Raw genomic sequence first — 25,963 nt, 5'->3', positions numbered from 1 at the left:
GCATTTTTTCATTTCAAAGTGGCTGTATCGAATCCATGTCCGGCACCCTCGCCCTTACCGAACAACTGATCGCGCGCGCGTCCGTCACGCCCGACGACCAGCATTGCCAGCGCCTCCTGATCGAGCGCCTGTCCGCGCTCGGCTTCGAGCACGAGACCATCGAATCGAACGGCGTGACCAACCTGTGGGCCGTCAAACGCGGCGTCGACGGCACCGCGGGCAAGCTGCTCGCGTTCGCCGGCCACACAGACGTGGTGCCGACCGGCCCGCTCGAACAATGGCGCTCGGCACCGTTCGAGCCGACCCATCGTGACGGCAAGCTCTATGGCCGCGGCGCGGCGGACATGAAAGCGTCGATCGCGGGCTTCGTGGTGGCAAGCGAGGAGTTCGTCGCCGCGTATCCGGCGCATCGCGGCTCGATCGCCTTCCTGATCACGAGCGACGAAGAGGGTCCCGCCACCGACGGCACCGTGAAGGTCGTCGAAGCGTTGCAGGCGCGCGGCGAGCGCATGGACTATTGCGTCGTCGGCGAACCGACTTCGAGCGTGCATTTCGGCGACATGGTGAAGAACGGCCGCCGCGGTTCGATGTCGGGCAAGCTGATCGTCAAGGGTGTGCAAGGTCATATCGCCTATCCGCATCTGGCGAAGAATCCCGTGCATCTGCTGGCGCCTGCCTTGGCCGAACTCGTCGCCGAACGCTGGGACGACGGCAACGAATATTTCCCGCCCACCACGTGGCAGGTCTCGAACATTCACAGCGGCACCGGCGCGACCAACGTGATTCCGGGCCATGCGGACGTGATGTTCAACTTCCGCTTCTCGACGGCGAGCACCGTGGAAGGTCTGCAGGCCCGCGTGCACGCGATCCTCGACAAGCACGATCTCGACTACGATTTGCAGTGGACCGTGAGCGGGCTGCCGTTCCTCACGCCGCGCGGCGATCTGTCGAACGCGCTCGCCAAGGCGATCAAGGACGAAACCGGCGTGAGCACGGAACTGTCGACCACCGGCGGCACCTCGGACGGCCGCTTCATTGCGCGCATCTGCAATCAGGTGATCGAGTTCGGCCCGCTGAACGCCAGCATCCACAAGATCGACGAACATATCGAAGTCGCACACATCGAGCCGCTGAAGAACGTGTATCGCCGCGTGCTCGAACAACTGATCGCCTGACCCAAGGACTATTGCGATGACGCTCCCGTTTTCCACCGTTCGCGACCTGCTGCGTTTCGCGGTCTCGCGCTTCAACCAGGCCGAACTGTCGTTCGGCCACGGCTCGGCCAATGCCTACGACGAAGCCGTTTATCTGGTCCTGCACACGCTGCATCTGCCGCTCGATCTGCTGGATCCGTTTCTCGACGCGCGCTTGACCGCGGCTGAAATCGACGCCGTGCTGAACGTGATCGAGCGCCGCGCCACCGAACGCGTGCCGGCCGCCTACATCACACAGGAAGCCTGGATGCACGGCTTCCGCTTCCACGTGGACGAGCGTGTGATCGTGCCGCGTTCGTTCATCGGCGAACTGCTGCAGGATGGTTTGCAGCCCTACGTGGAAGATCCCGAGCAGGTGAGCGCCGTGCTGGAGTTGTGCACGGGTTCCGGCTGCCTCGCGATTCTCGCCGCCCACGCGTTCCCGAATGCGGATATCGACGCCGTGGATCTGTCGGCGCCCGCGCTGGAAGTCGCCGCGCGCAACGTCGCGGACTACAAGCTCGATGACCGCATCGCCCTGTTCGAAGGCGATCTGTACGCGCCGCTCGCCGAGCGCCGCTACGACGTGATCATCAGCAACCCGCCGTACGTGAACGCGGCGTCGATGCAGGATCTGCCGGCCGAATACAAGCATGAGCCGGACATGGCGCTGGCGGGCGGCGTCGACGGCATGGACATCGTGCGCCGGATCATTGCCGAGGCGCGCAACTGGCTGACCGACGAAGGCGTGCTGGTCGTCGAAATCGGCAACGAGCGGCAGCACGTGGAAGCGGCGTTCGGCGGCCTCGATCTCGTCTGGCTCTCGACCAGTGCCGGCGACGACAACGTATTTCTGATCCAGGCGGCTGATTTGCCGGTTTGAGGTCTTATCCCTTCTCCCGGATGCGGTCCGCGCAGCGGGGCTGTTATGCCGTGCGCACCGCGTCTGGGCGAAGCTGCTTTTCCGGGCGTTCGCAATCGCGCCCAATCGCGGAATATCGCGCTTCCGAATGAGGCAGCCCTCACGAGCGCTCCCTTTGAGCCGAAATCTCGACGAGGTGCCCCAAAGCCCAACTCGCGCGCTTCCGGCCAGGCAAGCGCAAAAAATCTTTTGCCACGTCGACCACAGCGCATTGGGGCACTCGCCCTCCAAGCCTGACCGTGGCTCGACCATTCCCCCCAACGCACGCGCGTTCGGTAAGATGGGCGCGGTCAGCTGCCCGGCGCTCATCGAGCCGGCCCAGGCAGCGCTTCGCCAACCCAACGCCGCCTATGCAATTCGACCTGCTTCACATCGGCACGCTGGTCGCCCTCTGCCACATTCTCGGCGTGGCCGCGGCATGTCACGCGATTCTCAACACGCGCACTTCGCAAGGCGCGATTGCGTGGGCCGTGTCGCTGGTCGCGATGCCTTATCTGACGCTGGTGCCATACCTGTTCCTCGGCCGCAGCAAGTTCGCCGGCTACGCGGACGCTCGCCGCGTCGAAAACGAACTGCTGCGCACGCGCGCGCATCCGCCGGAATGGGACACGCGTGCTTCGTCAGCGGGACTGCCGACGCTGGAACTCGGCGGCCGGCTTGTGCATTCGCTCACGCGTCTCGGCGGCATGCCGTTTCTGCCTGGCAACTCGGTGCGCACGCTGGTGAACGGCGCGGCGACCTTCGAGGCGATCTTCGACGCCATCGAGCACGCGCGCCGCTACGTGATCGTGCAGTTCTTCATCGTGCGCGACGATGCGCTCGGCGAGATGCTCAAAGACGCGCTGATCGCGAAAGCGCAACAAGGCGTGCGCGTCTACTTCCTGTACGACAGCATCGGCAGCTTCGATCTGCCGCACCGCTACGTGGCGGCGCTGCGCGCGGGCGGCGTGGAGACGCATCCGTTCGCCACCAATCGCCGCTTCGTCAACCGTCTGCAACTGAACTTCCGCAATCACCGCAAGATCGTTTCGGTGGATGGCGAACGCGCGTTTGTCGGCGGACATAACGTGGGGGTTGAATATCTCGGCGGCAAGCCGCCACTCTCGCCGTGGCGCGATACCCATATCGAGGTGCGCGGGCCGGCCGTCGCCAGCATCCAGTTCGTGTTCACGGAAGACTGGCATTGGGCCACGCAGCAGTTGCCCGAGTTCGACCTGCCGCCCTTTCCTGTCGCCGACCCCGCAGCGGAGCAAGGCATGCACTGCCTCGTCGTGCCAAGCGGTCCCGCGGACAAGCAGGAGACCTGCTCGCTGTTTTTCGTCGAAGCGATCAACGCGGCACGCGAACGGGTCTGGATCACTTCGCCCTACCTGATCCCCGACGAGTCCGTGTTCGCGGCGTTGCGGCTCGCGGCGCTGCGCGGTGTGGACGTGCGCATTCTGATTCCGAGCCGGCGCGATCACCTGGTCGTGTTCGCCGCCTCGAAACTCTATGCGTACGACTCGTTACGCGCGGGGATCCGGATTTTCCGCTACCAGCCGGGCTTCCTGCATCAGAAGGTCGTGCTGATCGACAGCGTCGCCGCGGCAATCGGCAGCGCGAATCTCGACAACCGCTCGTTCCGGCTGAACTTCGAGATCATGGTGCTGACCGTTGACCGCGCCTTCGCCAAAGAGGTCGAAACGATGCTGCTGGCCGACTTCGCCGAATCGCGCGAAATCGACCGCAACGAATACCGCAAGGCGACCGCTTTGAAACGCGTGTTAATGCATGTGGCGCGTCTCTTTTCGCCGATCCTCTAGCGGCCGCCGCCTCATAGCAGCTTTTCGATGTCTTCGGTGATCGCGTCGGGCTTCGTCAGCGGCGCGTAGCGCTTCACCACGTTGCCGTCGCGGCCGATCAGGAACTTGGTGAAATTCCACTTGATCGCTTCCAGGCCGAGCAGTCCCGGCGCCTCGCCCGTCAGATAACTGAACAGCGGATGTGCGTTCGCACCGTTCACGTCGACCTTGTCGAACATCGGGAACGTGACGCCGTAATTCTTTTCGCAGAAGCTGCCGATCTGCGCGGCGTCGCCCGGCTCCTGCTTGCCGAACTGGTTGCAGGGAAACCCGAGCACCGTGAGTCCGCGTGCGGCGTAGGTGTCGTACAGGTTCTGCAAGCCCGCGTACTGTGGCGTGAACCCGCATTCGCTCGCCGTGTTGACGATCAGCAAAACCTTGCCTTCATACTGCCCAAGGCTGACCTCCTCGCCGCCCAACGTGCGTGCCGAAAACGAATAAATCGATGTCATATGCTCCCCCGTGAAAGCCGTCAGTCTATGCCAAAAGCCTCGCCGTTACAGTCGGCCGAATGGCCGATCCCGGTTGAGCGCCCGGTGTCGGGCCCGGCAGTCTAAAATAGCGGTTTTCTTCAGCCGGCCTCTTCGTGATCCGCTTTAACCAGTTCAGCCTCGCGCGCGGCACCAAGCCGCTCTTCGACAACACCACGTTCACCCTCAACCCTGGCGAGAAGGCCGGCCTGGTGGGGGCAAACGGCGCGGGCAAGTCGACGCTGTTCGCCGTGCTGCTCGGCGAACTGCACGCTGACGGCGGCGATTTTTCGATCCCGCCGAACTGGCAGATCGCCCACGTCGCGCAGGAAACGCCCGCCGCGGACAAGACCGCCCTCGCCTACACGCTAGATGGCGACGCCGCCTTGCGCGCGATCGAAGCGGCGATTGCCGCCGCCTCCGCGGCGCATGACGGCGCGGCCGAAGGCGAAGCGCACGCCGCGTTCGCCGACGCCGACGGCTACACCGCGCCGGCGCGCGCCGAAGCCCTGCTGCTCGGCCTCGGCTTCACGCTCGACCAGACTCGCGAACCCGTCAGCAGTTTCTCGGGCGGCTGGCGCATGCGGCTGAATCTGGCTCAGGCGCTGATGTGCCGCTCCGATCTGCTGCTGCTCGACGAACCGACCAACCACCTGGATCTCGACGCGATCGTCTGGCTGGAAGACTGGCTGGCCCGTTATCCGGGCACGCTGATCGTGATCTCGCACGACCGCGAATTCCTCGATTCGGTCTGCAATGTCACGCTGCATCTGGAACAGCAGCAGATCAAGCGCTACGGCGGCAACTACTCGCAATTCGAAGTGCTGCGCGCGCAGCAGATCGCGTTGCAGCAGAGTGCGTACGAAAAGCAGCAGCGCACGGTCGAGCATTTGCAGAGCTACATCAACCGCTTCAAGGCGCAGGCGACCAAGGCGCGCCAGGCGCAGAGCCGCGTCAAGGCGTTGGAAAAGATGGAGCTGATCGCGCCGGCGCATGCGTCCTCGCCATTCACGTTCGAATTCCGCACGCCCGATTCCGCGCCGAACCCGATGATGGTGATGGAAGACGTGCGCTGCGGCTACCGCAGCGAAGGCGAACCCGCGGTCGAGATTCCCATCGTCGATCACGTCATGCTGTCGATCCAGAATGGTCAACGCATCGGGCTGCTCGGCGCGAACGGCCAGGGCAAGTCCACGCTGATCAAGACGCTGGCCGGCACGCTCGAGGCGCTCGGCGGCCATGTGCGCGAAGGCAAGGGGCTGCGCATCGGCTACTTCGCGCAACATCAGCTCGAAACGCTGCGCCCGGACGACACGCCGTTGCAGCACCTCGCACGTCTGGCACCGGACACGCGCGAACAGGAATTGCGCGACTTCCTAGGCAGCTTCAATTTTTCCGGCGAGATGGCGACGTCGAAGATCGCGCCCTTCTCCGGCGGCGAAAAAGCCCGTCTCGCGCTCGCGCTGATCATCTGGCAAAAGCCGAACCTGCTACTGCTCGACGAACCGACCAACCATCTGGATCTCGAAACACGGCACGCGCTGACCATGGCGCTCGCGCAGTTCGAAGGCACGCTGATTCTGGTGTCGCACGACCGGCATCTGCTGCGCGCCACGACGGATCAGTTCATGCTGGTCGCGAAACATCGCCTGCAGGAATTCGATGGCGACCTCGACGACTACCGCGACTGGCTGCTGCAACACGCGGCCGAACAGCGCGCGGCGCTCAAGGCGAATGCAGCGGCGAGCGGCAGCAATGGCGGCGACAGCGGCCCGGACGGCGTGAACCGCAAGGAACAGCGACGCCTCGAGGCGGAAACGCGCCAGAAGCTTGCGCATCTGAAGAAGCCGCTGCAAAGCCGGATCACGAAGATCGAAAAGGAAATGGACGCGCTCAACGCGGAGAAGGCGACGCTCGACGCGTTCGTCGTCGACCCGGCAAGTTACGAGCCCGAGCAGAAAAGCAAACTGACGGAGGCGATCCGCCGTCAGGCAGATGTGAACGCGCGCCTCGAAGCGCTCGAAGCCGAATGGCTCGAGACTCATGAGGAACTCGAACAAATCGGCTGACGGCCCGCTGTTTCAGGGCCGTGCCGGCATCGACGGGAGCTTGGCTTTGTCATCCGGGAATTCATCCGTTTCAACGCCTGGGGCGTCGGCTGGGGCGTCGTCGGCGGCTTCGGCTGTTTCGTCGGCGGCGACTTCCGTTGCTCCGTCGGCGGCGGCTTCGGCGGCTTCATCCGTGGCGGCTTCGGCTATTTCATCGGCGCCAAATTCGGCCGCATCTTCGGCTGCCGCTTCGGCCAAGTCTGCGGCTACTTCACGGGCAGCGGGTTCGGCCACTTCGCCGGCCGCCTCCGCGCCACCCGCGTTACAGGGCTTGCGCGTGCTCGACCTCACGCGCCTGCTGCCGGGCCCGGTTGCCACGTTGCGGCTCGCCGAACTGGGCTCAGACGTGCTGAAGATCGAAGCGCCCGGTGCGGGCGACCCCACTCGCACGATGATGCAGTCGTCGAGCGATCGCGTGGCGGGGCGGCCCGGCGCGTTTTACCGGCTGGTGAATCGCGGCAAGCGCGAAACGCGCCTTGACCTCAAGTCCGAGGCGGGACGCAACGTGCTGTGCGCGCTCGCCGCCGAAGCCGACGTCCTGATCGAGAGTTTCCGGCCGGGTGTGATGGAGCGGCTGGGCCTCGGCTACGAAACACTGCACGCGCTCAATCCCCGGCTGGTTTACTGCGCAATCAGCGGATACGGCGCGAGCGGTCCGTTCGTCGATCATGCCGGCCACGATCTGAACTACATCGGCTACGCGGGCGTGCTCGATCAACTGGCGGGCCGTGACGGCGCGCCGATCCTGCCGAATTTCCAGATTGCCGACCTGCTCGGCGGCGCCCTCAGCGCGGTCACGCAGATTCTCGCGGCGCTATGGCATGTGTCGCGCGGCGGCGAAGGCCGCTTCGTCGATGTCTCCATGACGCACGTCACCTACGCGCACAACGTGGTGGCGCAGGTCGCGCTCGCCAACGACGGTGCGGCACCTGCCGCCGGCGCCGGCCTGCTGAACGGCGGCGTGCCGTGCTACAACCTGTACCGCACGCTCGATAACCGCTGGCTCGCGGTCGGCGCGCTCGAACTGAAGTTCTGGGAAACGCTCTGCATGGCGCTCGACCGGCCTGAATGGGCCACGCGCCATTGGAGTCTCGGCCAGGCGATCGGCGGCCCGGACGCCGCCGCGCTCACGCAAGAACTCGCCGAGGTGATCAGCAAGCGTCCGCTGGAAGAATGGGTTTTGCTACTGGAGTCGCTCGACTGCTGCGTCTCGCCGGTGCTGACGGCGGCGGAAGCCGCGCGCCATCCGCTGTTCAATCCACAGGCTTACGAGGCGGCGAGCGCAGACGGTGCCGACGAGGAAGACAGGTTGATCAGGTAGCGCGCGCGGGCCAGCCCAGGCTGGTCGGTAATACGGCGCTTGATATGGTGCGCGTTCGCTCCGTTAGGCTGATCAGCCTCACTAGCCGCGTTGGCATCGTCGCACTGTGTGCGGCGTTGGTTTCGTCGCACCGTTCGTGGCATTGGCCCCAAGTGGCATGACCGGCAACCGGGGCACAAAACCGATCACCACCCCCGCACCCGCAGATCCGCGCCGCGCAAGCCCTCAGCGCCGCGCTACCGCCTGCCGCGGCAAAGTCTGACGCGGCGTTTTTTCGTCGTCGTACAGCACGTGCTTGCGGCCTTCCACATGACGATTGATCGTCGCGCGGACTTCGGCGGCCGTGGCGTCTTCGGCCACGACCCGCCGGGAAATCTGCCCTGCCGTGTCGATCCACTCGACGATCCGGCAAGCGCCGCCCCATGGCTGGCGAATAGGCGCGGAGACGCGGCACCCGCGCACCTGTATCGGCTGTTCGGCTACGGTTTCATATGACTGTTTCAAGGCGCGATCCTTTTTCGGGCATCAGAAGGGATGCATACCCTTGCAGCTTAGGAAAAAGGAATGTCGGGTAGGTTACAGCCAATATGGAGATATTTACCGGTCATTACAGAACGTCGGGCGCCGCCAGGCGCCCGAACCCCGGTCTATTCAAGCGTGCGGACCCGGTCGATGGCCTGTTCGATCCGTTCGACCGCAACGACCTGTAAGCCTTCGATCGGCTGTTTCGGCGCATTGGCCTTGGGAATCACCGCAACCGAAAAGCCCAGCTTGGCGGCTTCCTTCAGGCGCTCCTGACCGCGCGGCGACGGCCGGATTTCGCCGGCGAGGCCCACTTCCCCGAACACCACCAGCCCCTTGGGCAGCGGCTTGTTGCGCATGGATGAGTGAATCGCGAACAGCACGGCCAGGTCGGCGGCGGGCTCGGTGATCTTCACGCCGCCCACGGCGTTCAGGAACACGTCCTGATCGAAGCACGCGATGCCGGCATGCCGGTGCAGCACCGCCAGCAGCATCGCGAGCCGGTTTTGCTCCAGACCGACGGCGAGGCGCCGCGGGTTCGGCGCGTTGGCCGAGTCCACAAGAGCCTGCACCTCGACCAGCAGCGGCCGCGTGCCCTCCTGCGTCACCAGCACGCAGGAACCCGGCACCGACTGTTCGTGCTGCGACAGAAACAGCGCCGACGGATTGGCCACGCCGCGCAAGCCGCGCTCGGTCATGGCGAACACGCCGAGTTCGTTGACCGCGCCGAAGCGGTTCTTGATCGCGCGCACCAGACGGTACGAGGAATGCGTGTCGCCCTCGAAGTACAGCACCGTGTCGACGATGTGCTCGAGCACGCGCGGCCCGGCCAGCGCGCCTTCCTTGGTCACGTGGCCGACCATGATGATGGTGGTGCCCGACTGCTTGGCAATGCGCGTGAGTTGCGCCGCGCACTCGCGCACCTGGGCGACCGAGCCCGGTGCGGATGTCAGCGCGTCGGAATAGACCGTCTGAATCGAGTCGACCACCGCGACATCGGGCCGCTGCTCGGCGATCGTCGCCTGAATTTTTTCGAGCTGGATTTCCGCCAGCAATTGCAGCTCGCTTGCCTTCGAGCCGGGTTCGAGCAACGAAAGCCGTTGCGCGCGCAACGCAATCTGCGCGGCCGACTCTTCGCCGCTGATATAGAGCGCGCGTTTGTCGGCGGCGATCTCCGCTAGCGATTGCAGCAACAGCGTCGATTTGCCGATGCCCGGATCGCCGCCGATCAGCACCACGCCGCCCGGCACCAGCCCGCCGCCGAGCACGCGGTCGAACTCGCTCACGCCGGTGGAAAAGCGCGGCACGTCGGATGCATCGATATCAGCGAGACGGCGCACGGGCGCGCTCTTCGCGAGCGACTGGAAGCGGTGCGTAGACGGCGCTTCCGCCACCGACTCGACCAGCGTGTTCCATGCATTGCACGAGGGGCACTGCCCGGCCCATTTCGGCGATTGCCCGCCGCATTCACTGCAGATGTACAACGTTTTGGGTTTTGCCACGCGTTATTGCCTGTGTTGCTGTTCTTTGGGATTGAAACGCTTGATGTGGGGCCGGGCGCGCACCGGGTTGCGTGCCTGGTTTGCGCGCCGGGTTTGCGTGCCTTACTCCGCCCGCACCGGCACGCGCGGCGCCACCGCGCACATCAACTCATAGCCGATGGTGCCGCACGCCTGCGCGACGTCGTCGATCGGCAGCGAGGTGCCCCACAGCTCGACGCGCGAGCCGACGTTGGCGGTCGGCACCGGCGTCAGGTCGACGGTGAGCATGTCCATCGAGACGCGCCCGACGACCCGCGTGCGCACGCCGTCGACGATCACCGGCGTGCCTTCCGGCGCGACGCGCGGATAGCCGTCCGCGTAGCCGCACGCCACCACGCCGATGCGCATCGACCCGCGCGCCTTGAAAGACGATCCGTAGCCGACCGTATGGCCTTCGGCAAGTGTCTGCACGGCGATCAGTTCCGAGGCGAGCGTCATGGCGGGCTGCAGGCCGGTGCCTTCGATCGCCGCCGTGACGCCGGACGGCGATGCGCCATACATGATGATGCCCGGGCGCACCCAGTCGAAATGCGTGGCAGGGTGCCACAGCGTGGCCGCCGAGTTGGCAAGGCTGCGCGCGCCGGCAATGCCTTGCGCGCCGCGCTCGAACGCCTGCACCTGATAGTCCACGCCGCGATCGCCGTCGGCGTCCGAGAAATGGGTCATCAACGTGATCTGACCGACGCCCTGGGCAGCGCGCGCCCGTTCCCAGGCGGCGCGGAATTTCTCCGGCGTGTAACCGAGGCGATTCATGCCAGTGTTCATCTTCAACTGGATATTGACCGGTTTCGACAGGCGCGCCATTTCGAGCATGCGCAACTGTTCGTCCGAATGCAGCGCGGTGGTCAGGCTGTAGCGGTCGATCACATCGATATCGGTCGGACGAAAGAAGCCTTCGAGCAGAAGAATCGGGCCGGCCCAACCCAATTCACGCAACTTCACGGCTTCTTCGAGGTCCAGCAACCCAAAGCCGTCGGTTGCGCGCAGGCCCGGAAAAACGCGCGCAAGGCCATGCCCGTATGCGTTGGCCTTGACGACGGCCCAGATTTTGGATTTCGGTGCATAGCGCCGGGCAACGGCGAGATTATTGGCGAGAGCGGAGGTATGAATCGTGGCTGAGAGCGGGCGCGGCATGGGATATTTTCGTAAAGACGCTTGCGAATCAGCGGCTTACAGTGCGTTTTCAGCGCTCCGTAGCCCGCTGGGCGGTGCGATCAAGGATTCTGCTAGTCCGAATGCATCTATTTTCATGATATAAAGCCGTGCGCACAACCCATTTCGACGAACGGCATAAGCCCGGACGCTCAACCAGCGGCCGGGGCGGACAGACCGCAGCGAGGACAGCATCGCATCAGATGAAAAAAGGTTTTTACACCATCATGGCCGCGCAGTTTTTTTCGTCGCTGGCCGACAATGCGCTTCTGATCGCTGCTATCGCACTGCTGAAAGATCTTCACGCCCCGAACTGGATGACGCCGCTGCTCAAGCTGTTCTTTGTGCTGTCGTACGTCGTTCTCGCCGCGTTCGTGGGCGCCTTCGCCGACTCCCGTCCGAAAGGACGCGTGATGTTCATCACCAATACCATCAAGGTCGTCGGTTGCATCACGATGCTGGTGGGCGCGCATCCACTGCTCGCGTACGGAATCGTCGGCTTCGGCGCGGCGGCCTACTCGCCCGCCAAATACGGCATTCTCACCGAGCTGTTGCCGCCTGACCGGCTGGTCGCCGCGAACGGCTGGATCGAAGGCACGACCGTCGGCTCGATCATTCTCGGCACGGTGCTCGGCGGAGCGCTCATCAGCCCGCACATCGCCGCGCCGATCCTGCGGCACCACATACCGTCCGTCAACACCCCCGCCGAAGCCGCGATGCTGGTCATCATGGCCATCTACGTTATCGCGGCGCTGTTCAATCTGCGCATTCCCGACACCGGCGCGCGCTATCCGAAACAGGAACGCGGCCCGATCAAACTCGTCACCGATTTCGCCGACTGTTTCCTCGTGCTGTGGCGCGACAAGCTCGGCCAGATTTCGCTCGCCGTGACCACGCTGTTCTGGGGCGCGGGCGCGACGCTGCAATTCATCGTGCTGAAATGGGCTGAGGTGTCGTTGAACATGTCGCTGTCCGAAGCGGCCATTCTGCAGGCAGTGGTGGCCGTGGGCGTGGCGGCCGGCGCGATCTTCGCGGCCTCGCGCGTGCCGCTGAAGAAGTCGCTGTCGGTGTTGCCGGTCGGCATCATGATGGGCATTGCCGTGATGCTGATGGCGTTCTATACACGCGACCTGTTCCCTGCCCACTGGGGCATTTATTTCGGCCGCGTGCACTTACCGGGCTATCTGATCGTCGCGTATATTTTCCTGATGATCGTCGGCGGCCTGTCGGGCTTTTTCGTCGTGCCGATGAACGCGCTGCTCCAGCATCGCGGGCACGTGTTGCTGTCGGCCGGTCACTCGATCGCCGTGCAGAACTTCAACGAAAACCTCTCCGTGCTCGTCATGCTGTGCCTCTACGCCGTGCTGGTATGGCTCGACGTGCCGGTCACGGCGGTGATCGTGCTATTCGGCACCTTCGTCTGCGTGATGATGTGGTTCGTGATGCGGCGCCACCAGGCCAACCAGCGCGCGTTCGACTCAGTCGCGCTGATCGGCGAAGTCAAGCACTGATTCGCGGCGGGTCGTCCGCTCACGTCGCGGCCCGTGCCTTCCTCCTTCCTCGCATTGCCATGACTCAACCGATTCCCAATGTGCTGACGATCGCCGGTTCCGATTCCGGCGGCGGCGCCGGCATTCAGGCCGACCTCAAGGCTTTCTCGGCACTCGGCGCGTACGGCGTGAGCGTGATCACCGCGCTCACCGCGCAAAACACGCGCGGCGTCACCGCGATTCACGCGCCGGACCCCGGCTTCATTACCGCGCAACTCGATGCGGTGTTCGACGACATCCGCATCGACGCCGTGAAGATCGGCATGCTGGCGAACGCGCCGATCGCGCGCGCGGTCGCCGATGCATTGCGCCGTCACAAACCGAAGCACATCGTGCTCGACACGGTGATGATTTCGAAGAGCAACCACGCGCTGCTGCTGCCGGACGCGGTCGCGGCGGTGCGCGACGAATTGCTGCCGCTCGCCGATCTGCTGACGCCCAATCTGCCGGAAGCGGCCGCGCTGCTCGGCGTGCAAGCCGCGACCGACGAAGCCGGCATGGTCGAGCAAGGCGAAGCACTGCGGGCGCTCGGCGCACGCGCGGTGCTGATGAAGGGCGGCCATTTGAGCGCCGCGGATAGTCCGGACTGGCTGGTGCAGGAAAGCGGCACGCTTCGTTTAGGCGGCCCGCGAGTGCCGGTGAAGAACACGCATGGAACGGGCTGCACGCTGTCGTCGGCGATTGCGGCGCTGATTCCGCAGCGCGGCGATCTGGCGAGCGCCGTCGCCGATGCCAAGCAGTATTTGACCGGCGCGCTGCAGGCGAGCGATCGGCTCGACGTCGGCGGTGGCGTGGGGCCGGTGCATCATTTTTATCGGTGGTGGTGACGCGCCGCTACTGCCGCGCGTAGTGTCGCGCCAGCTCGGGCCATTCGTCCGGCACGATAAAGCCGCGCGAGCGCTCGATCAGATTGCCTGCGCTATCCTCGACGAACGCACCCACCATCGCCGGTCCGTGCTGATGCAACGTTTGCCCGGCGAGCGTTTTCGCATCGACGAATGCGAGGTCCGCACTCCGCACCTCAAGAGCCGCATGGCGTCGCGGCGCCAGCCATTCCAACCGCAGCAATGTCCGCCATTTCTCCGCATGCGCCGCAGCGAACGCCGGCCAATCACTGCGCGTCACCCACCAGCCGCGACCATGTGCCGGATCGAGTTCGACCGGATCGACCGACGTTTCGCCATGCCGATAAAACAGCCAGCCTTTGATGAACATCTGCGGCGTCCACGGACCCGCGTAGCCGACCGAGGCAAACTCCTCACGCGCGCTCAACGGCAATTGATGATTGAGCATATGAGCGAGTTTCAGATCGAAGCGGTCTTTCAGATTCGGGCCGACGTAGTCGGATAACTGCGCGGATAACTGCGCGCGCCCGTCGCCGGCATGCAGATAGCACTTCACGGCCAACTCCCAATGGAGCCGCGCGCCCCGCCGCGTCCGCACCAGGAAATCGCATTCGCCGAGCGTGACGCCCCCGCGCCGTAGCGGCACGCCCGCCGCCACCAGCCGCGCCGCCGGCCCATGCTGCAGGAACCAGCCGAGCAGCCGTTCGGCGTAGCGGCCGAGGCGCGTGATGCGCGTCGCCGCGAGTTCGTGATGCAGGGGTTCAGGCGCGGCGTCGAGCGCGCGCAGCCAGTCGAGGGTCGCCTGTGCTTCCTGTGGCGTGTCGAAGGGATTCGCCAGCGCGCCGACCGGTGGTTGCGGGCGCAACAGGTCGGCGCTCAGCAGCAGCCAGGCGAGATCGCGCACGGCGGCGTCGCGCAAGGCGTCGAGCAGCGCATCACGGCTCGCGGCATCGATGCCGGGCGTCGCGGCGGAACCGAGCGCCGGACCCTCGCCGGACTTCACTTCGACGCGTTCGACGGCGTGCCGCCGGCCGCCCGCCAAGTGTCGCGCGCGAGGCACAGGTCGGCCCAGGCTTTCGCCTTATCGGGCAGGCTGCGCAACAGATACGCCGGGTGATAGGTGACGATCACGGGCACGCCTTCGTATTCGTGCACGCGGCCGCGCAGCGACGAAATGCTCGCCTCGGTCTTCAGCAAACTCTGCGCCGCGAAGCGGCCGAGCGCGACGATCAGCTTCGGCTTGACCAGCGCGACCTGACGTTGCAGATACGGCTCGCAACGCGCGACTTCGTCCGCTTCGGGATTACGGTTGCCGGGCGGCCGGCACTTGATCACGTTGGCGATATAGACGTTGGTGTCGCGCGCGAGCGTCAGCGAACGCAGCATGTTGTCGAGCAGCTTGCCGGCCTGGCCCACGAACGGTTCGCCCAGACGATCCTCGTTCTCACCCGGCGCTTCGCCGATCAGCATCCAGTCGGCGCCGCGATCGCCGACGCCGAATACCGTATTGGTGCGCTTCTCGCACAGACGGCAAAGCTGGCAGGCGGCGACGCGCTCGCTCAGCGCATCCCAGTCGAGCGTGTGGATTGCCGGCGCCGCAGGGGCTTCGTGGCGTGCGTCCGTGGGAGCCTGGGTCGGCAGATCGTCAAACCAGGCGAAATCGTCGTCGGGTGGCGCGTCGAATGCCGGTGGCTCGGGGCTGCGGGGTTGCTGGGGCCGTGCCGACTGCGGTGCTTGCGGCTGGCTTGCCTCGACCGACGCTTGCATCCGGCCTGGCATCGGGTCTTGTGAAGGCAGCCTTTGAGGTTCGGTTTGCGCACCGCTCTGCATGGACCGCGACGACTCGCCTGAGCGCGTGTCAGCGGGCGGCTGGCGCTCAGCGAACCGTTCGCGTGCCCCGGCCGCGGGCGATGCCTGATCCGGACGTCCAGACGCGCCGCGTTCGCCTGGCGCCGGCGCGGCGTTGGCTTGGTGAACGTCGGCGGCGCGCATCGCGGGCTGCGAGGCTTCCTGCGCGCGAGCAACGGGCGGCAGCCCTGGCGCCGCCCCACGCGCATCATCACGACGCGCATCCGGCACAGCCGCGCCCTGCCCGACCACGGCCGCGGCTTGCGCCTGCGGTTCAGCGACCGGCTCCTGCTCCGCCGCCATGCCCCGACGCACCCACAGCGGTGTGAGTCCGAACTCTTCCAGAACCGATTCATGCAGCGCCATCTGCGCCCTCCGTGGCAAACGAGAAACGCATCACGATGGCGTCCTCCCGGCTGCGATGCCGCGCCGGATAATAGTTTTTGCGCCGGCCGATCGAAGCGAAGCCGAAGCGCTCGTAAAGCCGGATCGCCCGATGATTCGACGGTCGCACTTCCAGCAACAGCCCCTCGAGTTTTTCAGCGCGGGTAATGCGCACGGCTTCGCGCAGCAGCGCGAGCCCGGCGCCGGCGCCTTGCGCCGCGGGCGTCACGCATAGATTGAGCAGATGCATTTCGTCGACGACCGGCATCAGCACGCAATAGCCGATCAGGGTACCCGTGACATGGCGCAGACAGACGCCGAAGTAGCCGTTGCGCAGCGAGTCGCCAAAATTGCCCCGGCTCCAGGGAAACTCATATGCGATTTTTTCGATGGCGGCGACTTCATCCAGATCGCCTTCAGTCATCGGCGACATGTAGCGGTCCGCGAGCAACACGCCACTCATTGCCGGCCCTCGCCTTGCGCTGCGTCGTGCGCGAGTCGGGCGGCCTGCTCGGCCCTGGCGGCTTTCTCGGCTTTCTCGGCGACCCGTTCGGCGGTGGTCTGGGCGACCTTGTCGCGCACGTATTCCGGCGCGGCCTGGTCGGCGGGCACCGTGCGACCCGCCCGCAACGCGCGCAGCGCGGCGTGCGCTAGCGGCACGGCATGCGGCAGCGCTTCGCTGTCGACGCTGCGCGCCGCGGCGACTGCGGGCAGCCGCGCGCCGAACGCCGCGGCGGCATTGCCTGCCAGCGTGAAGGGGACGTCGGGCAAAACGAGCCGGTCCGGCGCATCGAGCGAAGCCGCCTGCAGCGTGCGCCATTCACCTTGCGCGTCGTCCCACGCGTAGTCGGCCCAATAGATTTCGTCCATACGGGCGTCGAGCGCGGCGAGCACGCGCGTCGCCGACGGATCGCGCAGGCGGGCGCTCTCCGCACAGGCGAGCAGCGTGCTGACCGGCACGACCGGCAGATTCAGGCCGAACGCGAGGCCTTGGGCGACACCGGTGGCGGTACGCAACCCGGTGAACGAGCCGGGACCGGAACCGAAGGCGATGGCGTCGCAGTCCGCCAGTGTCAGGCCGGCTTCGTCGAAAAGTTCGCGGATGGCGGGGAGCAGGCGCGTGCTGGAAACCGCGCCGGTTTGCTCGTGGCGCACCCACAGATGCGGTTCGGCGCGGGCCTCTTCAGGCGTCGCGCCGGCCGCGTTGCCGGCGGCGGACAAAAGCGCCACCGAGCAGAATTCGGTCGAGGTATCGAGGGCGAGGAGCACAGTTTGAGTCATGGACCGTATTGTAATCGGCACGGCGCGCGCAAATGTGGTTTGGCATGCGCCGAGGTAGCTCGGGTCGCGCGAAGGTGGCTGCCCGCTCGCGAGGCTGGCTTGGGTCGCGCCAAGTGGTTTGGATCGTGCGAAAGTGGTCCACCTCGCGCGAGGCGCATATGGCTTGCGCCCAGCAGCGGCCCAGTTTGCGCCAAACCGGGTTCGCCTCGCGCCCGAGCCTGTCCGTCTTGCGCCGCATCGCCGGCCGGCGTTTGGAATGAGCCCTCGGCCCCTGCCGGGGCATCCAGTTGTTATGATCGTCAGCCGAGTTCAATCCCGATCCCGCCTGGCGGGCAAACGACAATGACCGACATCGACACCCAGTTCACCCAAGCCCACGAAGACGTCCAGCAACTGCCGGAGCGTCCGGGCAATCTCACGCTGCTGCGCCTTTACGCGCTCTACAAGCAGGCCACCCGCGGCGACGTTCAGGGCGACAAACCCGGCTTCACCGACATCGTCGGCAAATACAAGTACGACGCGTGGGCCGCGCTCAAAGGCACCGCGCAAGACGCCGCGAAGCAGCAATACGTCGAACTCGTCGAATCGCTCAAGAGCGGCGCGTCGGCCTGACTGGTCCCGATCGATGCCAGGCGACTTCACGCGAACGATTGCCTGATCCGCCCCCGGCCGACGGCGAATCGCCCTGAACCGCGCCGGCACGACGATAGCCGGCCGGCGCAGCCGCCTGTCGAGCCGCCCGAACAGCACCCCGGCACAAACTTTTCCGCCAGGAAAATTCCTAATAGTGGCGCAGTGCAGCAAAAGGCTATACAATGCTGCCTGCGCTTCACTGCTTTGCCCGGCTTTCCTCTAGCGGCCTTTGCGGCGCAGCGCCTCGTAGCGTTTAGCTCCAATCCAGTTTAGAACCTGTCCCCTCCTGCCTAGCCCCTCCGGGCGATCATGTCCCAGGCTGGCGGCACGCCGTGTTGGCATGTCGCATCCGATACAGCTTCTAACGAAAAGCTCGCCTTCATTGCCGCGAGCTGCCCCCGTTTTTCGATTTGCTCGCTGCTTCTTTGCTCGCTGAATCCGACGACTTGGGTATGCCGATTGGCGCCGACGTTTTAATTCCGTGTGTACCAAGGATTTACCAAGGATTCTCATGACTTCGAGCAATACCCCCAGCAGCCCGTTGAACGCCATCGCCGATCAAGCCCTCGGTCTCGAAAGCCGTGACGCAGCACCCGCACAAGCCGCAGCCGTTGCTGTCGCTCCGGAAGCCGTCGCAGCAGAAGCCGCAGTGCCGACCGGCCCGTCGTTCGCGTCGCTCGGTCTCTCCGCGGACGTCGTCTCCGCGCTGACCGCCGCTGGTTACCAGAACCCGACTCCGGTTCAGCAACGCGCAATCCCGGCTGGCATCGCCGGCCGCGATCTGATGGTCTCGAGCCCGACCGGTTCGGGCAAGACCGCCGCGTTCATGCTGCCCGCCATCGAACGTTTCTCGCAACTGCAAAAAGCACAAGCCAGCCAGCCGCGTGAACCGCGTCCGGCTGACGGCGCCCGCACGCGTCGTCCGCAACCGGTTGCCCGTCCGACCATGCTGGTTCTGACACCGACCCGCGAACTCGCCATGCAGGTCACCACCGCCGCCGCCACGTACGGCAAGCACCTGAAGCGCTTGCGCACCGTCAGCATTCTGGGCGGCGTCGCTTATGGTCAACAGCTGATGCTGCTGGCCAAGAACCCGGAAATCCTGGTTGCCACGCCGGGCCGTCTGATCGACCACCTGGAACGCGGCCGTATCGATCTGTCGCAACTGCAGATCCTCGTGCTCGACGAAGCCGACCGCATGCTCGACATGGGCTTCATCGAAGACATCGAAACGATCGTCGCCGCTACGCCGGCTTCGCGTCAAACCATGTTGTTCTCGGCCACGCTCGACGGCAAGATCAGCTCGCTGACGGGCCGCCTGCTGAAGGATCCGGAGCGTATCGAGATCGTTCAGCGCCTGGAACAGCGCACCAACATCGCGCAAACCGTCCATTACGTGGATGACCGCGATCACAAGGATCGTCTGCTCGACCATCTGCTGCGCGACGAGGGCCTCGACCAGGCTATCGTGTTCATGGCAACCAAGATGGACGCCGACCAGCTTGCAGGTCGTCTGGCCGATGCCGGTTTCGAATCGGCAGCTTTGCACGGCGATCTGCCGCAAGGCGCGCGTAACCGCACGATCAAGGCACTGCGCGAGCGCCGTGTCCGCGTACTGGTGGCAACGGACGTCGCCGCTCGTGGTATCGACATCCCGGGCATCACGCACGTGTTCAACTACGACCTGCCGAAGTTCGCTGAAGACTACGTGCACCGTATCGGCCGTACCGGCCGTGCTGGCCGCTCGGGCATCGCGGTGAGCCTCGTGCACCACGCCGAGCAAGGCGCGCTCAAGCGCATCGAGCGTTTCGTGCGTACCCCGCTGCCGGTCAGCGTCGTCGAAGGTTTCGAGCCGCGCAAGTCGGCTCCGTCGGGCAACGGCCGTCCTGGCTTTGGCGGCCGCGGCCGTCCGGGCGGTGGCAACGGCGGTGGCCGTCGCTTCGGCAGCGGTTCGGGCAAGCCGGCCGGTAACGGCGGCGGTGCGCGTAGCGGTAGCGGCACCGGCGGCGGCTGGGCCGGTAAGTCGGCTGGCGGCGGCTCGCGCGAAGGCGGCTTCGGCGGCGGTTCGCGTGAAGGCTACGGCGGTTCGCGCGACGGCGGCTACGGCGCACGCCGCAGCGACGGCCCGCGTACGGCGCGTCGCGGCAGCTAAGTACTGAGACGGGCGTACTCTGCATCAGGGCTTCGGCCCGTTGCGGCGCTCATCCAGTACTGTCAGCAGTCAGCTTGAAAAAAGACCCGGACGGCTTCTCGCCGTTCGTCAGTCGGAAGAAACCGGTGCTCATGCGCCGGTTTTTTTTCGCCCATCAATCGGCGCGCCCCAAATTTCACGATGTGGAAAATTTTTTTGCGTCGTAAAAAATCGTGCTGCACGGCACAAGAGCGCCTATTGCAAGATGGGAAAAGTCGTTTCTTAATGCGAAACGCTCATCGTAATTAATTGATTTTAAATACAAATAAATATTCAAAAAGGCCGTACGGGCGGCTGTTGCGCGACCATCGATTTGCCTAGACTCTTATACAAGACTTCACGAAACGAAACGCCTCAACCGGCCGCCCGCTTCGACGAAGAAAAGAGTCACCCATCCATACAGGCAACCAAGGAGCACACCATGTCCCGTCAAGAACAAGTCAAGCAACTCCAACAGCAATGGGAAACCGATCCGCGCTGGAAAGGCGTGAAGCGCAGCTACACGGCGGAAGACGTGATCCGCCTGCGCGGTTCGGTGCAAGTCGAGCACACGCTCGCCAAGCGCGGTGCGGAAAAGCTCTGGGAAAGCGTAAACAACGAGCCGTTCGTGAACTCGCTCGGCGCGCTGACCGGCAATCAGGCCATGCAGCAGGTCAAGGCCGGCCTCAAGGCGATCTATCTGTCTGGCTGGCAAGTGGCGGGCGACGCGAACGTCGCCGGTGAAATGTACCCGGACCAGTCGCTGTATCCGGCGAACTCGGTGCCGCTCGTCGTGAAGCGCATCAACAACACGCTGACGCGCGCCGACCAGATCCAGTGGTCGGAAGGTAAGAATCCCGGCGACGAAGGCTATGTGGACTACTTCCAGCCGATCGTGGCGGATGCGGAAGCCGGCTTCGGCGGCGTGCTGAACGCGTTCGAACTGATGAAGGCGATGATCGAAGCAGGCGCTGCGGGCGTGCACTTCGAAGATCAACTGGCTTCGGTGAAGAAGTGCGGTCACATGGGCGGCAAGGTGCTCGTGCCGACGCGTGAAAACATCGCCAAACTGACGGCCGCGCGTCTGGCCGCCGACGTCTCCGGCACGCCGACCGTGCTGCTGGCGCGCACCGATGCGGAAGCCGCCGATCTGATCACGTCGGACATCGACGACAACGACAAGCCGTTCCTGACGGGCGAACGCACGGTGGAAGGCTTCTACCGCACCAAGCCGGGTCTTGAACAGGCGATCTCGCGTGGCCTCGCCTACGCGCCGTACGCCGACATGATCTGGTGCGAAACCGGCAAGCCGGACCTCGAGTTCGCGAAGAAATTCGCCGACGCGATCCGCAAGGAGTACCCGGACCAACTGCTGTCGTACAACTGCTCGCCGTCGTTCAACTGGAAGAAGAACCTGGACGACGCGACCATCGCCAAGTTCCAGCGCGAACTCGGCGCGATGGGCTACAAGTTCCAGTTCATCACGCTGGCCGGCTTCCACGCGCTGAACTACTCAATGTTCAACCTCGCGCACGGCTATGCCCGCAACCAGATGACGGCCTTCGTCGAAATGCAGCAGGCTGAATTCGCTGCCGCCGAAAAGGGCTTTACCGCGGTCAAGCATCAACGCGAAGTCGGCACGGGCTACTTCGACGCCGTGACGCAAACGGTCGAGCGCGAAGCATCGACGACCGCGCTGCACGGCTCGACGGAAGACGAACAGTTCTTCGACAAGAAGGTCGCGTAAGCAGGCACGCGGTCTGATCGCTGGAACAAGGCAGATAGACGAAAAGCGGCGCCGTCAGAGAGCCGCCGTCACAGGGAGGAGCGAGGCCGTCGGGGCGGAAGTCGAACCGCACCCGACGGCCGAAGTCTCGCAGCGGAACTTGGGAGAGCTCGCAGCAGCAGTGGAGAGAAAGCCAGCACAACGGATTGTGCGGCGAACACAGCGCGCGCCGGCCTCACCGCCGGCGCGTTTTTTTCGCCCGCGATTTCAGCGATACACGATCACCGGAATCTTGGTATGCGTGAGCACCCGCTGCGTTTCGCTGCCGATCAGCAGGCTGCCCAAACCGCGCCGGCCATGCGAGGCCATGAAGATCACATCGCAGCCGCCCTGCTCCGCCGCTTCGATGATGCCGAGATACGGCGCCGGGTGCACGCTGGTCCGGCTGTCGACCGTGACGCCGACACGGCGCGCCGCCATTTCCACCTCGCGCAGATGCACGCGCGCTTCGCGCTCGCTGCGCTGCAGGAATTCGGAGGGCGGTTCGACCACGACATCGGAGAACGGCGAGTATGGGTATTGCGGCAGACACGCGTAGGCGGTCACGTGGGCATTGACGGCTTGCGCGAGATCGATGGCGCCGTCGATCGCCTTGCGCGACAGGTCGGAACCGTCGGTCGGAACCAGGATGTGCCTGAACATGATGCCCTCCGTCGCCGACTGCGCAGAGCGCGGCGTCGGCGTCCAACGAGGCTCGGCTTACGAGCCGCTTGAATCGATTGTAGGTCGCGGAATTGAGCACATGAATCTGTCGAGGGTCTGCCCGCATATCGGAAACCCCGTGTTCGCGGCGGCGCCAGCAACATCCGCCGCGCACCCGGCCTTCCGCATGTTCAACCCCAGTAGTCAGGGTGTCCGTACGTATGCTTGAGAAAGTCCAGAAACAGCCGCACGCGCAACGGCAAGTGACGGCGCTGCGGAAACACCGCGTGAATGCCGATGGGCGGCGCGGCGAATTCGTCGAGCACGCTGACGAGCCGCCCGGCCGCGATGTCCGTGCCGACTTCCCACCACGAGCGCCAGGCGAGTCCGTAGCCTTCGAGACACCATTCGTGCAGCACCGCGCCGTCCGAGCATTCCATCGTGCCGGACACCTTGATCGACACGACCTTGTCGCCCTGCTGGAACATCCAGCCACGCTGCTGGTTGGCGCTCGCGCCGAGCGCGAGGCAGTTGTGATGCGCGAGGTCGGCGAGGCTGTGCGGCGCACCGCGCCGGCTCAGATACGTTGGCGACGCCACGCACACACGGCGGTTCTCGCCGAGCTTGAGCGACACCAGCGACGAATCCGGCAACTCGCCGAGACGCACCGCACAGTCGAAACCTTCGTTGACCAGATCGACGAGGCGGTCGGACAGGTCGAGCGTGATCGACACGTCCGGATGCGCGACCGTGAAGGCCGGCACCAGCGGCGCGACGTGCCGCCGCCCGAAGCCTGCGGGCGCGGACAGCCGCAAATGGCCGCTCGCCTTTACGCCGCCCGCCGACACGCTGGCTTCGGCGTTCTGCATCTCGTGAATGATGCGCTGGCAGTCTTCGAGAAAGGCCGAGCCTTCGAAGGTCAGCGTGATCTTGCGCGTGGTGCGCACCAGCAATTTGACGCCGAGGCGCTCTTCGAGCGCGTCGATGCGGCGGCCGATGATGGCCGGCGCGACGCCTTCGGCCGAAGCCGCTGCAGACAGGCTGCCTTTCGCCGCGACGGTCACGAAAGTCTCGATCTGCTTGAAACGGTCCATGAGCGATGGGAGCCGCGTCTAGGCGGGAAAGTGGTCGGTGCGCGTCAGATTAGGCGGATGAAAGTAAAAGATCAAGTGATGTTTAGCCTCTTTTTTAGCGTCCGGCATCACTAATACAATCCGTCCTGACCTCTGACAGGAGTGCACGGCAATGTCGGCCACAACGACACTCTCCCCTAAAGCAGTGATTTTCGACGCCTACGGCACGCTCTTCGACGTGCATTCGGTGATCGCCGCCGCAGAGCAGATGTTCCCCGGCCGCGGCGACGCGCTCTCGCAGTTGTGGCGGCAAAAACAGATCGAATACACGCAGTTGCGCACGCTCGCCGATTCCGCGGACGCACCCGGCGCGCATTACCGGCCGTTCTGGGACATCACGCTCGACGCGTTGCGCTTTGCCGCAAAAAAACTTCAGCTCACGTTGGGCCGCACGGCCGAGAAGCGTCTGATGGACGAATACGCGTGCCTGTCCGCTTTCCCCGACGCCGTGGCCGCGCTGCGGCAGTTGCGCGAAGCTTCCCCTGACTCAGCGGCGCGCGCGGGCGGTGAACCCACCCCGCCGCCGCGCCTCGCGATTCTCTCGAACGGCAATCCGCAAATGCTCGACGTCGCCGTGAAGAGCGCCGGCATGACGCGCCTGTTCGACCGCGTTCTCTCCGTCGACGCCGTGCGCGCCTACAAACCCTCGCCCGCCGCTTACGCGCTCGGCACGCAAGCCTTCGACGCGCTACCGCGCGAGATCGTCTTCGTGTCGTCGAACGGCTGGGATGTGGCGGGCGCGACGTGGTTCGGCTTCACCACTTTCTGGCTCAACCGGCAGAACGCCCCAGCCGAAGAACTGGGCGTCACGCCGCATGGCGCGGGCGGAGGCATGGCCGATCTGCTCGCTTTTCTGAAGAACCCCGCGTCGCCCGGCCGCAGCAGCGGTGCCGGCGGCAGCCGCACGCGCCACAGCCCTGGCGCATGACGGTTACTGCTGGCTAACGCGACGCACAACTACCGCATCTCAACATTTGCACCGTTGCAATCTGACCGACCAAGGAGAAAACATGGCAAGCCCGCAGTCCTCGCATTCACCGTTGCAGTTGCCGCAGGGCATGGAAATCACGGCTGACCTCAAGCCGGGCTATGACGCGATCCTCACGCGCGAAGCGCTTGAACTCGTCGCCGCGCTGCATCGCACGTTCGAGCCGCGCCGCCAGCAGTTGTTGCAGGCGCGTGTGGAACGCACGAAGCGCCTCGACGCCGGCGAGCGCCCCGACTTCCTCGCCGAAACGAAAAGCGTGCGTGAAGGCGACTGGAAAATCGCGCCGCTGCCGCAGGATCTGCAATGCCGTCGCGTGGAAATCACCGGTCCGGTCGAACGCAAGATGATCATCAACGCGCTGAATTCGGGCGCGGATTCGTACATGACCGACTTCGAGGATTCGAATGCGCCGAGCTGGGATAACCAGATCACCGGCCATATCAATCTGAAGGACGCGGTGCGCCGCACGATTTCGCTGGAACAGAACGGCAAGTCGTACACACTGAACGACAAGGTCGCCACGCTGATCGTGCGTCCGCGCGGCTGGCATCTCGACGAGAAGCACGTGAAGGTGGACGGCAAGCGCGTGTCGGGAGGCATCTTCGATTTCGCGCTCTTCATGGTGCACAACGCGAAGGAACTGGTGGCGCGCGGCTCGGGGCCGTACTTCTATCTGCCGAAGATGGAAAGCCACCTCGAAGCGCGTCTGTGGAACGACATTTTCGTCGCCGCACAGGAAGCCGTCGGCGTGCCGCGCGGCACGATTCGCGCGACGGTGCTGATCGAAACGATCGTCGCAGCCTTCGAAATGGACGAGATCCTGTACGAGCTGCGCGAACACAGCTCGGGTCTGAACGCCGGCCGTTGGGACTACATCTTCTCGGCGATCAAGAAGTTCAAGGCCGACCGTGACTTCTGTCTGGCCGACCGCTCGCAGATCACGATGACGTCGCCGTTCATGCGCGCCTACGCGCTGCTGCTGCTAAAGACTTGCCATCGCCGCAATGCACCGGCGATCGGCGGCATGAGCGCGCTGATTCCGATCAAGAATGATCCGGCCGCGAACGAGAAGGCGATGGGCGGCGTGCGTTCGGACAAGGCGCGCGATGCCGGCGACGGCTACGACGGCGGCTGGGTCGCGCATCCGGGCCTCGTGCCGATCGCGATGGAAGAGTTCGTCAAGGTGCTCGGCGACAAGCCGAACCAGATAGGCAAGCAACGCGACGACGTGCTCGTCACGGCCACCGACCTGACGGACTTCCGTCCGGAAGCCCCGATCACCGAAGGCGGTCTGCGCAACAACATCAACGTCGGCATTCACTACCTGGGCGCGTGGCTCGCGGGCAATGGCTGCGTGCCGATTCACAATCTGATGGAAGACGCTGCCACCGCGGAAATCTCGCGCTCGCAAGTGTGGCAGTGGATCCGCTCGCCGAAGGGCAAGCTCGAAGACGGCCGCAAGGTGACGGCGGAACTGGTGCGCGAGTTGGCGACGCAGGAACTCGAGAAGGTAAAGCAGGCCGTGGGCGGCGATACCAGGCCGTACGAGCGCGCCGCGCAGATCTTCGAAGAAATGTCGACGTCGGAACAGTTCACCGACTTCCTCACGCTGCCGCTGTACGAGGAAATTTGA

General features: G+C 64.9%; 23 protein-coding genes. 12 read left to right on the top strand and 11 right to left on the bottom strand.

Features of this window, described 5'->3' with window-relative positions; translation table 11 throughout:
* Positions 1-35 precede the first annotated feature (35 nt).
* The 3 genes from dapE to cls all read left to right on the top strand — a co-directional run bounded on the left by dapE (position 36) and on the right by cls (position 3,917).
* The gene (dapE, locus tag B0G71_RS06420) at positions 36-1,175 is read left to right on the top strand and encodes a succinyl-diaminopimelate desuccinylase (RefSeq protein WP_116140520.1); all 1,140 of its coding nucleotides are present in this window, start codon (positions 36-38) and stop codon (positions 1,173-1,175) included.
* A 16-nt stretch (positions 1,176-1,191) separates the two neighbouring features.
* Positions 1,192-2,076, top strand: a complete 885-nt coding sequence (prmB, locus tag B0G71_RS06415) for a 50S ribosomal protein L3 N(5)-glutamine methyltransferase (RefSeq protein ID WP_116140518.1) — start codon at positions 1,192-1,194, stop codon at positions 2,074-2,076.
* A gap of 389 nt (positions 2,077-2,465) precedes the next feature.
* Positions 2,466-3,917, top strand: coding sequence for a cardiolipin synthase (gene cls, locus B0G71_RS06410; RefSeq protein ID WP_116140516.1), 1,452 nt, complete (start codon positions 2,466-2,468; stop codon positions 3,915-3,917).
* 11 nt (positions 3,918-3,928) lie between these two features.
* Here the strand turns inward: cls and B0G71_RS06405 are convergent, their stop codons facing one another.
* Positions 3,929-4,408 carry a glutathione peroxidase gene (locus B0G71_RS06405; protein WP_116140514.1) on the bottom strand — a complete coding sequence of 160 codons (480 nt, stop codon included), beginning with the start codon at positions 4,406-4,408 and terminating at the stop codon, positions 3,929-3,931.
* Between the two features lie 134 nt (positions 4,409-4,542).
* On the opposite strand from B0G71_RS06405, the gene B0G71_RS06400 reads away from it, so the two are divergent.
* Positions 4,543-6,495, top strand: a complete 1,953-nt coding sequence (locus tag B0G71_RS06400; protein ID WP_116140512.1) for an ATP-binding cassette domain-containing protein — start codon at positions 4,543-4,545, stop codon at positions 6,493-6,495.
* A gap of 12 nt (positions 6,496-6,507) precedes the next feature.
* Here the strand turns inward: B0G71_RS06400 and B0G71_RS06395 are convergent, their stop codons facing one another.
* Positions 6,508-6,825 (bottom strand): hypothetical protein, encoded by a 318-nt coding sequence (locus tag B0G71_RS06395; protein WP_116140510.1) that lies wholly within the window; start codon positions 6,823-6,825, stop codon positions 6,508-6,510.
* On the opposite strand from B0G71_RS06395, the gene B0G71_RS06390 reads away from it, so the two are divergent.
* A complete protein-coding gene (locus tag B0G71_RS06390; protein ID WP_116140508.1) occupies positions 6,812-7,855 on the top strand; it encodes a CaiB/BaiF CoA-transferase family protein in 1,044 nt (347 codons plus the stop codon). The two genes, B0G71_RS06395 and B0G71_RS06390, sit on opposite strands and share 14 nt — an antisense overlap.
* Before the next feature lie 225 nt (positions 7,856-8,080).
* Here the strand turns inward: B0G71_RS06390 and B0G71_RS06385 are convergent, their stop codons facing one another.
* The 3 genes from B0G71_RS06385 to alr form a co-directional block, all read right to left on the bottom strand.
* Positions 8,081-8,359, bottom strand: a complete 279-nt coding sequence (locus B0G71_RS06385) for a DUF2866 domain-containing protein (protein WP_106279604.1) — start codon at positions 8,357-8,359, stop codon at positions 8,081-8,083.
* A gap of 143 nt (positions 8,360-8,502) precedes the next feature.
* Positions 8,503-9,879 (bottom strand): DNA repair protein RadA, encoded by a 1,377-nt coding sequence (gene radA / locus B0G71_RS06380; protein WP_116140506.1) that lies wholly within the window; start codon positions 9,877-9,879, stop codon positions 8,503-8,505.
* A 102-nt stretch (positions 9,880-9,981) separates the two neighbouring features.
* Positions 9,982-11,052: an alanine racemase gene (alr, locus tag B0G71_RS06375; protein ID WP_106279600.1), complete on the bottom strand. Its 1,071-nt coding sequence runs from the start codon at positions 11,050-11,052 to the stop codon at positions 9,982-9,984.
* Between the two features lie 221 nt (positions 11,053-11,273).
* Between alr and lplT the strand changes: the two genes are divergently transcribed.
* Complete coding sequence (gene lplT, locus B0G71_RS06370) at positions 11,274-12,581, top strand: lysophospholipid transporter LplT (RefSeq protein ID WP_106279598.1); 1,308 nt, start codon at positions 11,274-11,276, stop codon at positions 12,579-12,581.
* A gap of 59 nt (positions 12,582-12,640) precedes the next feature.
* Positions 12,641-13,447: a bifunctional hydroxymethylpyrimidine kinase/phosphomethylpyrimidine kinase gene (gene thiD / locus B0G71_RS06365; RefSeq protein WP_116140504.1), complete on the top strand. Its 807-nt coding sequence runs from the start codon at positions 12,641-12,643 to the stop codon at positions 13,445-13,447.
* 7 nt (positions 13,448-13,454) lie between these two features.
* On the opposite strand, the gene B0G71_RS06360 is transcribed toward thiD, so the two are convergent.
* Genes B0G71_RS06360 through tsaB form a run of 4 tightly spaced genes read right to left on the bottom strand, consistent with a single transcriptional unit; the run spans position 13,455 to position 16,978 of the window.
* Entirely contained in the window at positions 13,455-14,468 is a 1,014-nt protein-coding gene (locus tag B0G71_RS06360; RefSeq protein WP_116148367.1) for a DUF1853 family protein, read from the bottom strand.
* On the bottom strand, positions 14,465-15,679 hold the full coding sequence (locus tag B0G71_RS06355; protein WP_116140502.1) for a uracil-DNA glycosylase family protein: 1,215 nt from the start codon (positions 15,677-15,679) through the stop codon (positions 14,465-14,467). Before B0G71_RS06355 ends, B0G71_RS06360 begins: the two co-directional genes overlap by 4 nt.
* A complete protein-coding gene (gene rimI / locus B0G71_RS06350) occupies positions 15,666-16,160 on the bottom strand; it encodes a ribosomal protein S18-alanine N-acetyltransferase (RefSeq protein ID WP_012433475.1) in 495 nt (164 codons plus the stop codon). The genes B0G71_RS06355 and rimI overlap by 14 nt, the downstream gene beginning before the upstream one ends.
* Positions 16,157-16,978 carry a tRNA (adenosine(37)-N6)-threonylcarbamoyltransferase complex dimerization subunit type 1 TsaB gene (gene tsaB, locus B0G71_RS06345; protein ID WP_116140500.1) on the bottom strand — a complete coding sequence of 274 codons (822 nt, stop codon included), beginning with the start codon at positions 16,976-16,978 and terminating at the stop codon, positions 16,157-16,159. Before tsaB ends, rimI begins: the two co-directional genes overlap by 4 nt.
* Before the next feature lie 342 nt (positions 16,979-17,320).
* On the opposite strand from tsaB, the gene B0G71_RS06340 reads away from it, so the two are divergent.
* The 3 genes from B0G71_RS06340 to aceA all read left to right on the top strand — a co-directional run bounded on the left by B0G71_RS06340 (position 17,321) and on the right by aceA (position 21,528).
* The gene (locus B0G71_RS06340) at positions 17,321-17,590 is read left to right on the top strand and encodes an acyl-CoA-binding protein (protein WP_012433477.1); all 270 of its coding nucleotides are present in this window, start codon (positions 17,321-17,323) and stop codon (positions 17,588-17,590) included.
* A gap of 532 nt (positions 17,591-18,122) precedes the next feature.
* Positions 18,123-19,763 carry a DEAD/DEAH box helicase gene (locus B0G71_RS06335; RefSeq protein WP_116117608.1) on the top strand — a complete coding sequence of 547 codons (1,641 nt, stop codon included), beginning with the start codon at positions 18,123-18,125 and terminating at the stop codon, positions 19,761-19,763.
* Positions 19,764-20,223: 460 nt separating this feature from the next.
* Positions 20,224-21,528 carry an isocitrate lyase gene (aceA, locus tag B0G71_RS06325; RefSeq protein WP_116140496.1) on the top strand — a complete coding sequence of 435 codons (1,305 nt, stop codon included), beginning with the start codon at positions 20,224-20,226 and terminating at the stop codon, positions 21,526-21,528.
* 246 nt (positions 21,529-21,774) lie between these two features.
* Here the strand turns inward: aceA and B0G71_RS06320 are convergent, their stop codons facing one another.
* Positions 21,775-22,209 carry a universal stress protein gene (locus B0G71_RS06320; RefSeq protein WP_012433480.1) on the bottom strand — a complete coding sequence of 145 codons (435 nt, stop codon included), beginning with the start codon at positions 22,207-22,209 and terminating at the stop codon, positions 21,775-21,777.
* 191 nt (positions 22,210-22,400) lie between these two features.
* A complete protein-coding gene (locus B0G71_RS06315) occupies positions 22,401-23,303 on the bottom strand; it encodes a LysR family transcriptional regulator (RefSeq protein ID WP_116140494.1) in 903 nt (300 codons plus the stop codon).
* A gap of 151 nt (positions 23,304-23,454) precedes the next feature.
* Between B0G71_RS06315 and B0G71_RS06310 the strand changes: the two genes are divergently transcribed.
* Together B0G71_RS06310 and aceB are read left to right on the top strand one after the other, a co-directional pair.
* On the top strand, positions 23,455-24,270 hold the full coding sequence (locus B0G71_RS06310) for a haloacid dehalogenase type II (protein WP_106279583.1): 816 nt from the start codon (positions 23,455-23,457) through the stop codon (positions 24,268-24,270).
* 82 nt (positions 24,271-24,352) lie between these two features.
* Complete coding sequence (gene aceB / locus B0G71_RS06305) at positions 24,353-25,963, top strand: malate synthase A (RefSeq protein ID WP_116140492.1); 1,611 nt, start codon at positions 24,353-24,355, stop codon at positions 25,961-25,963.

Source organism: Paraburkholderia sp. BL27I4N3 (assembly GCF_003386115.1).
Classification (GTDB): domain Bacteria; phylum Pseudomonadota; class Gammaproteobacteria; order Burkholderiales; family Burkholderiaceae; genus Paraburkholderia.
This window is presented reverse-complemented; position numbering and strand designations above follow the sequence as displayed.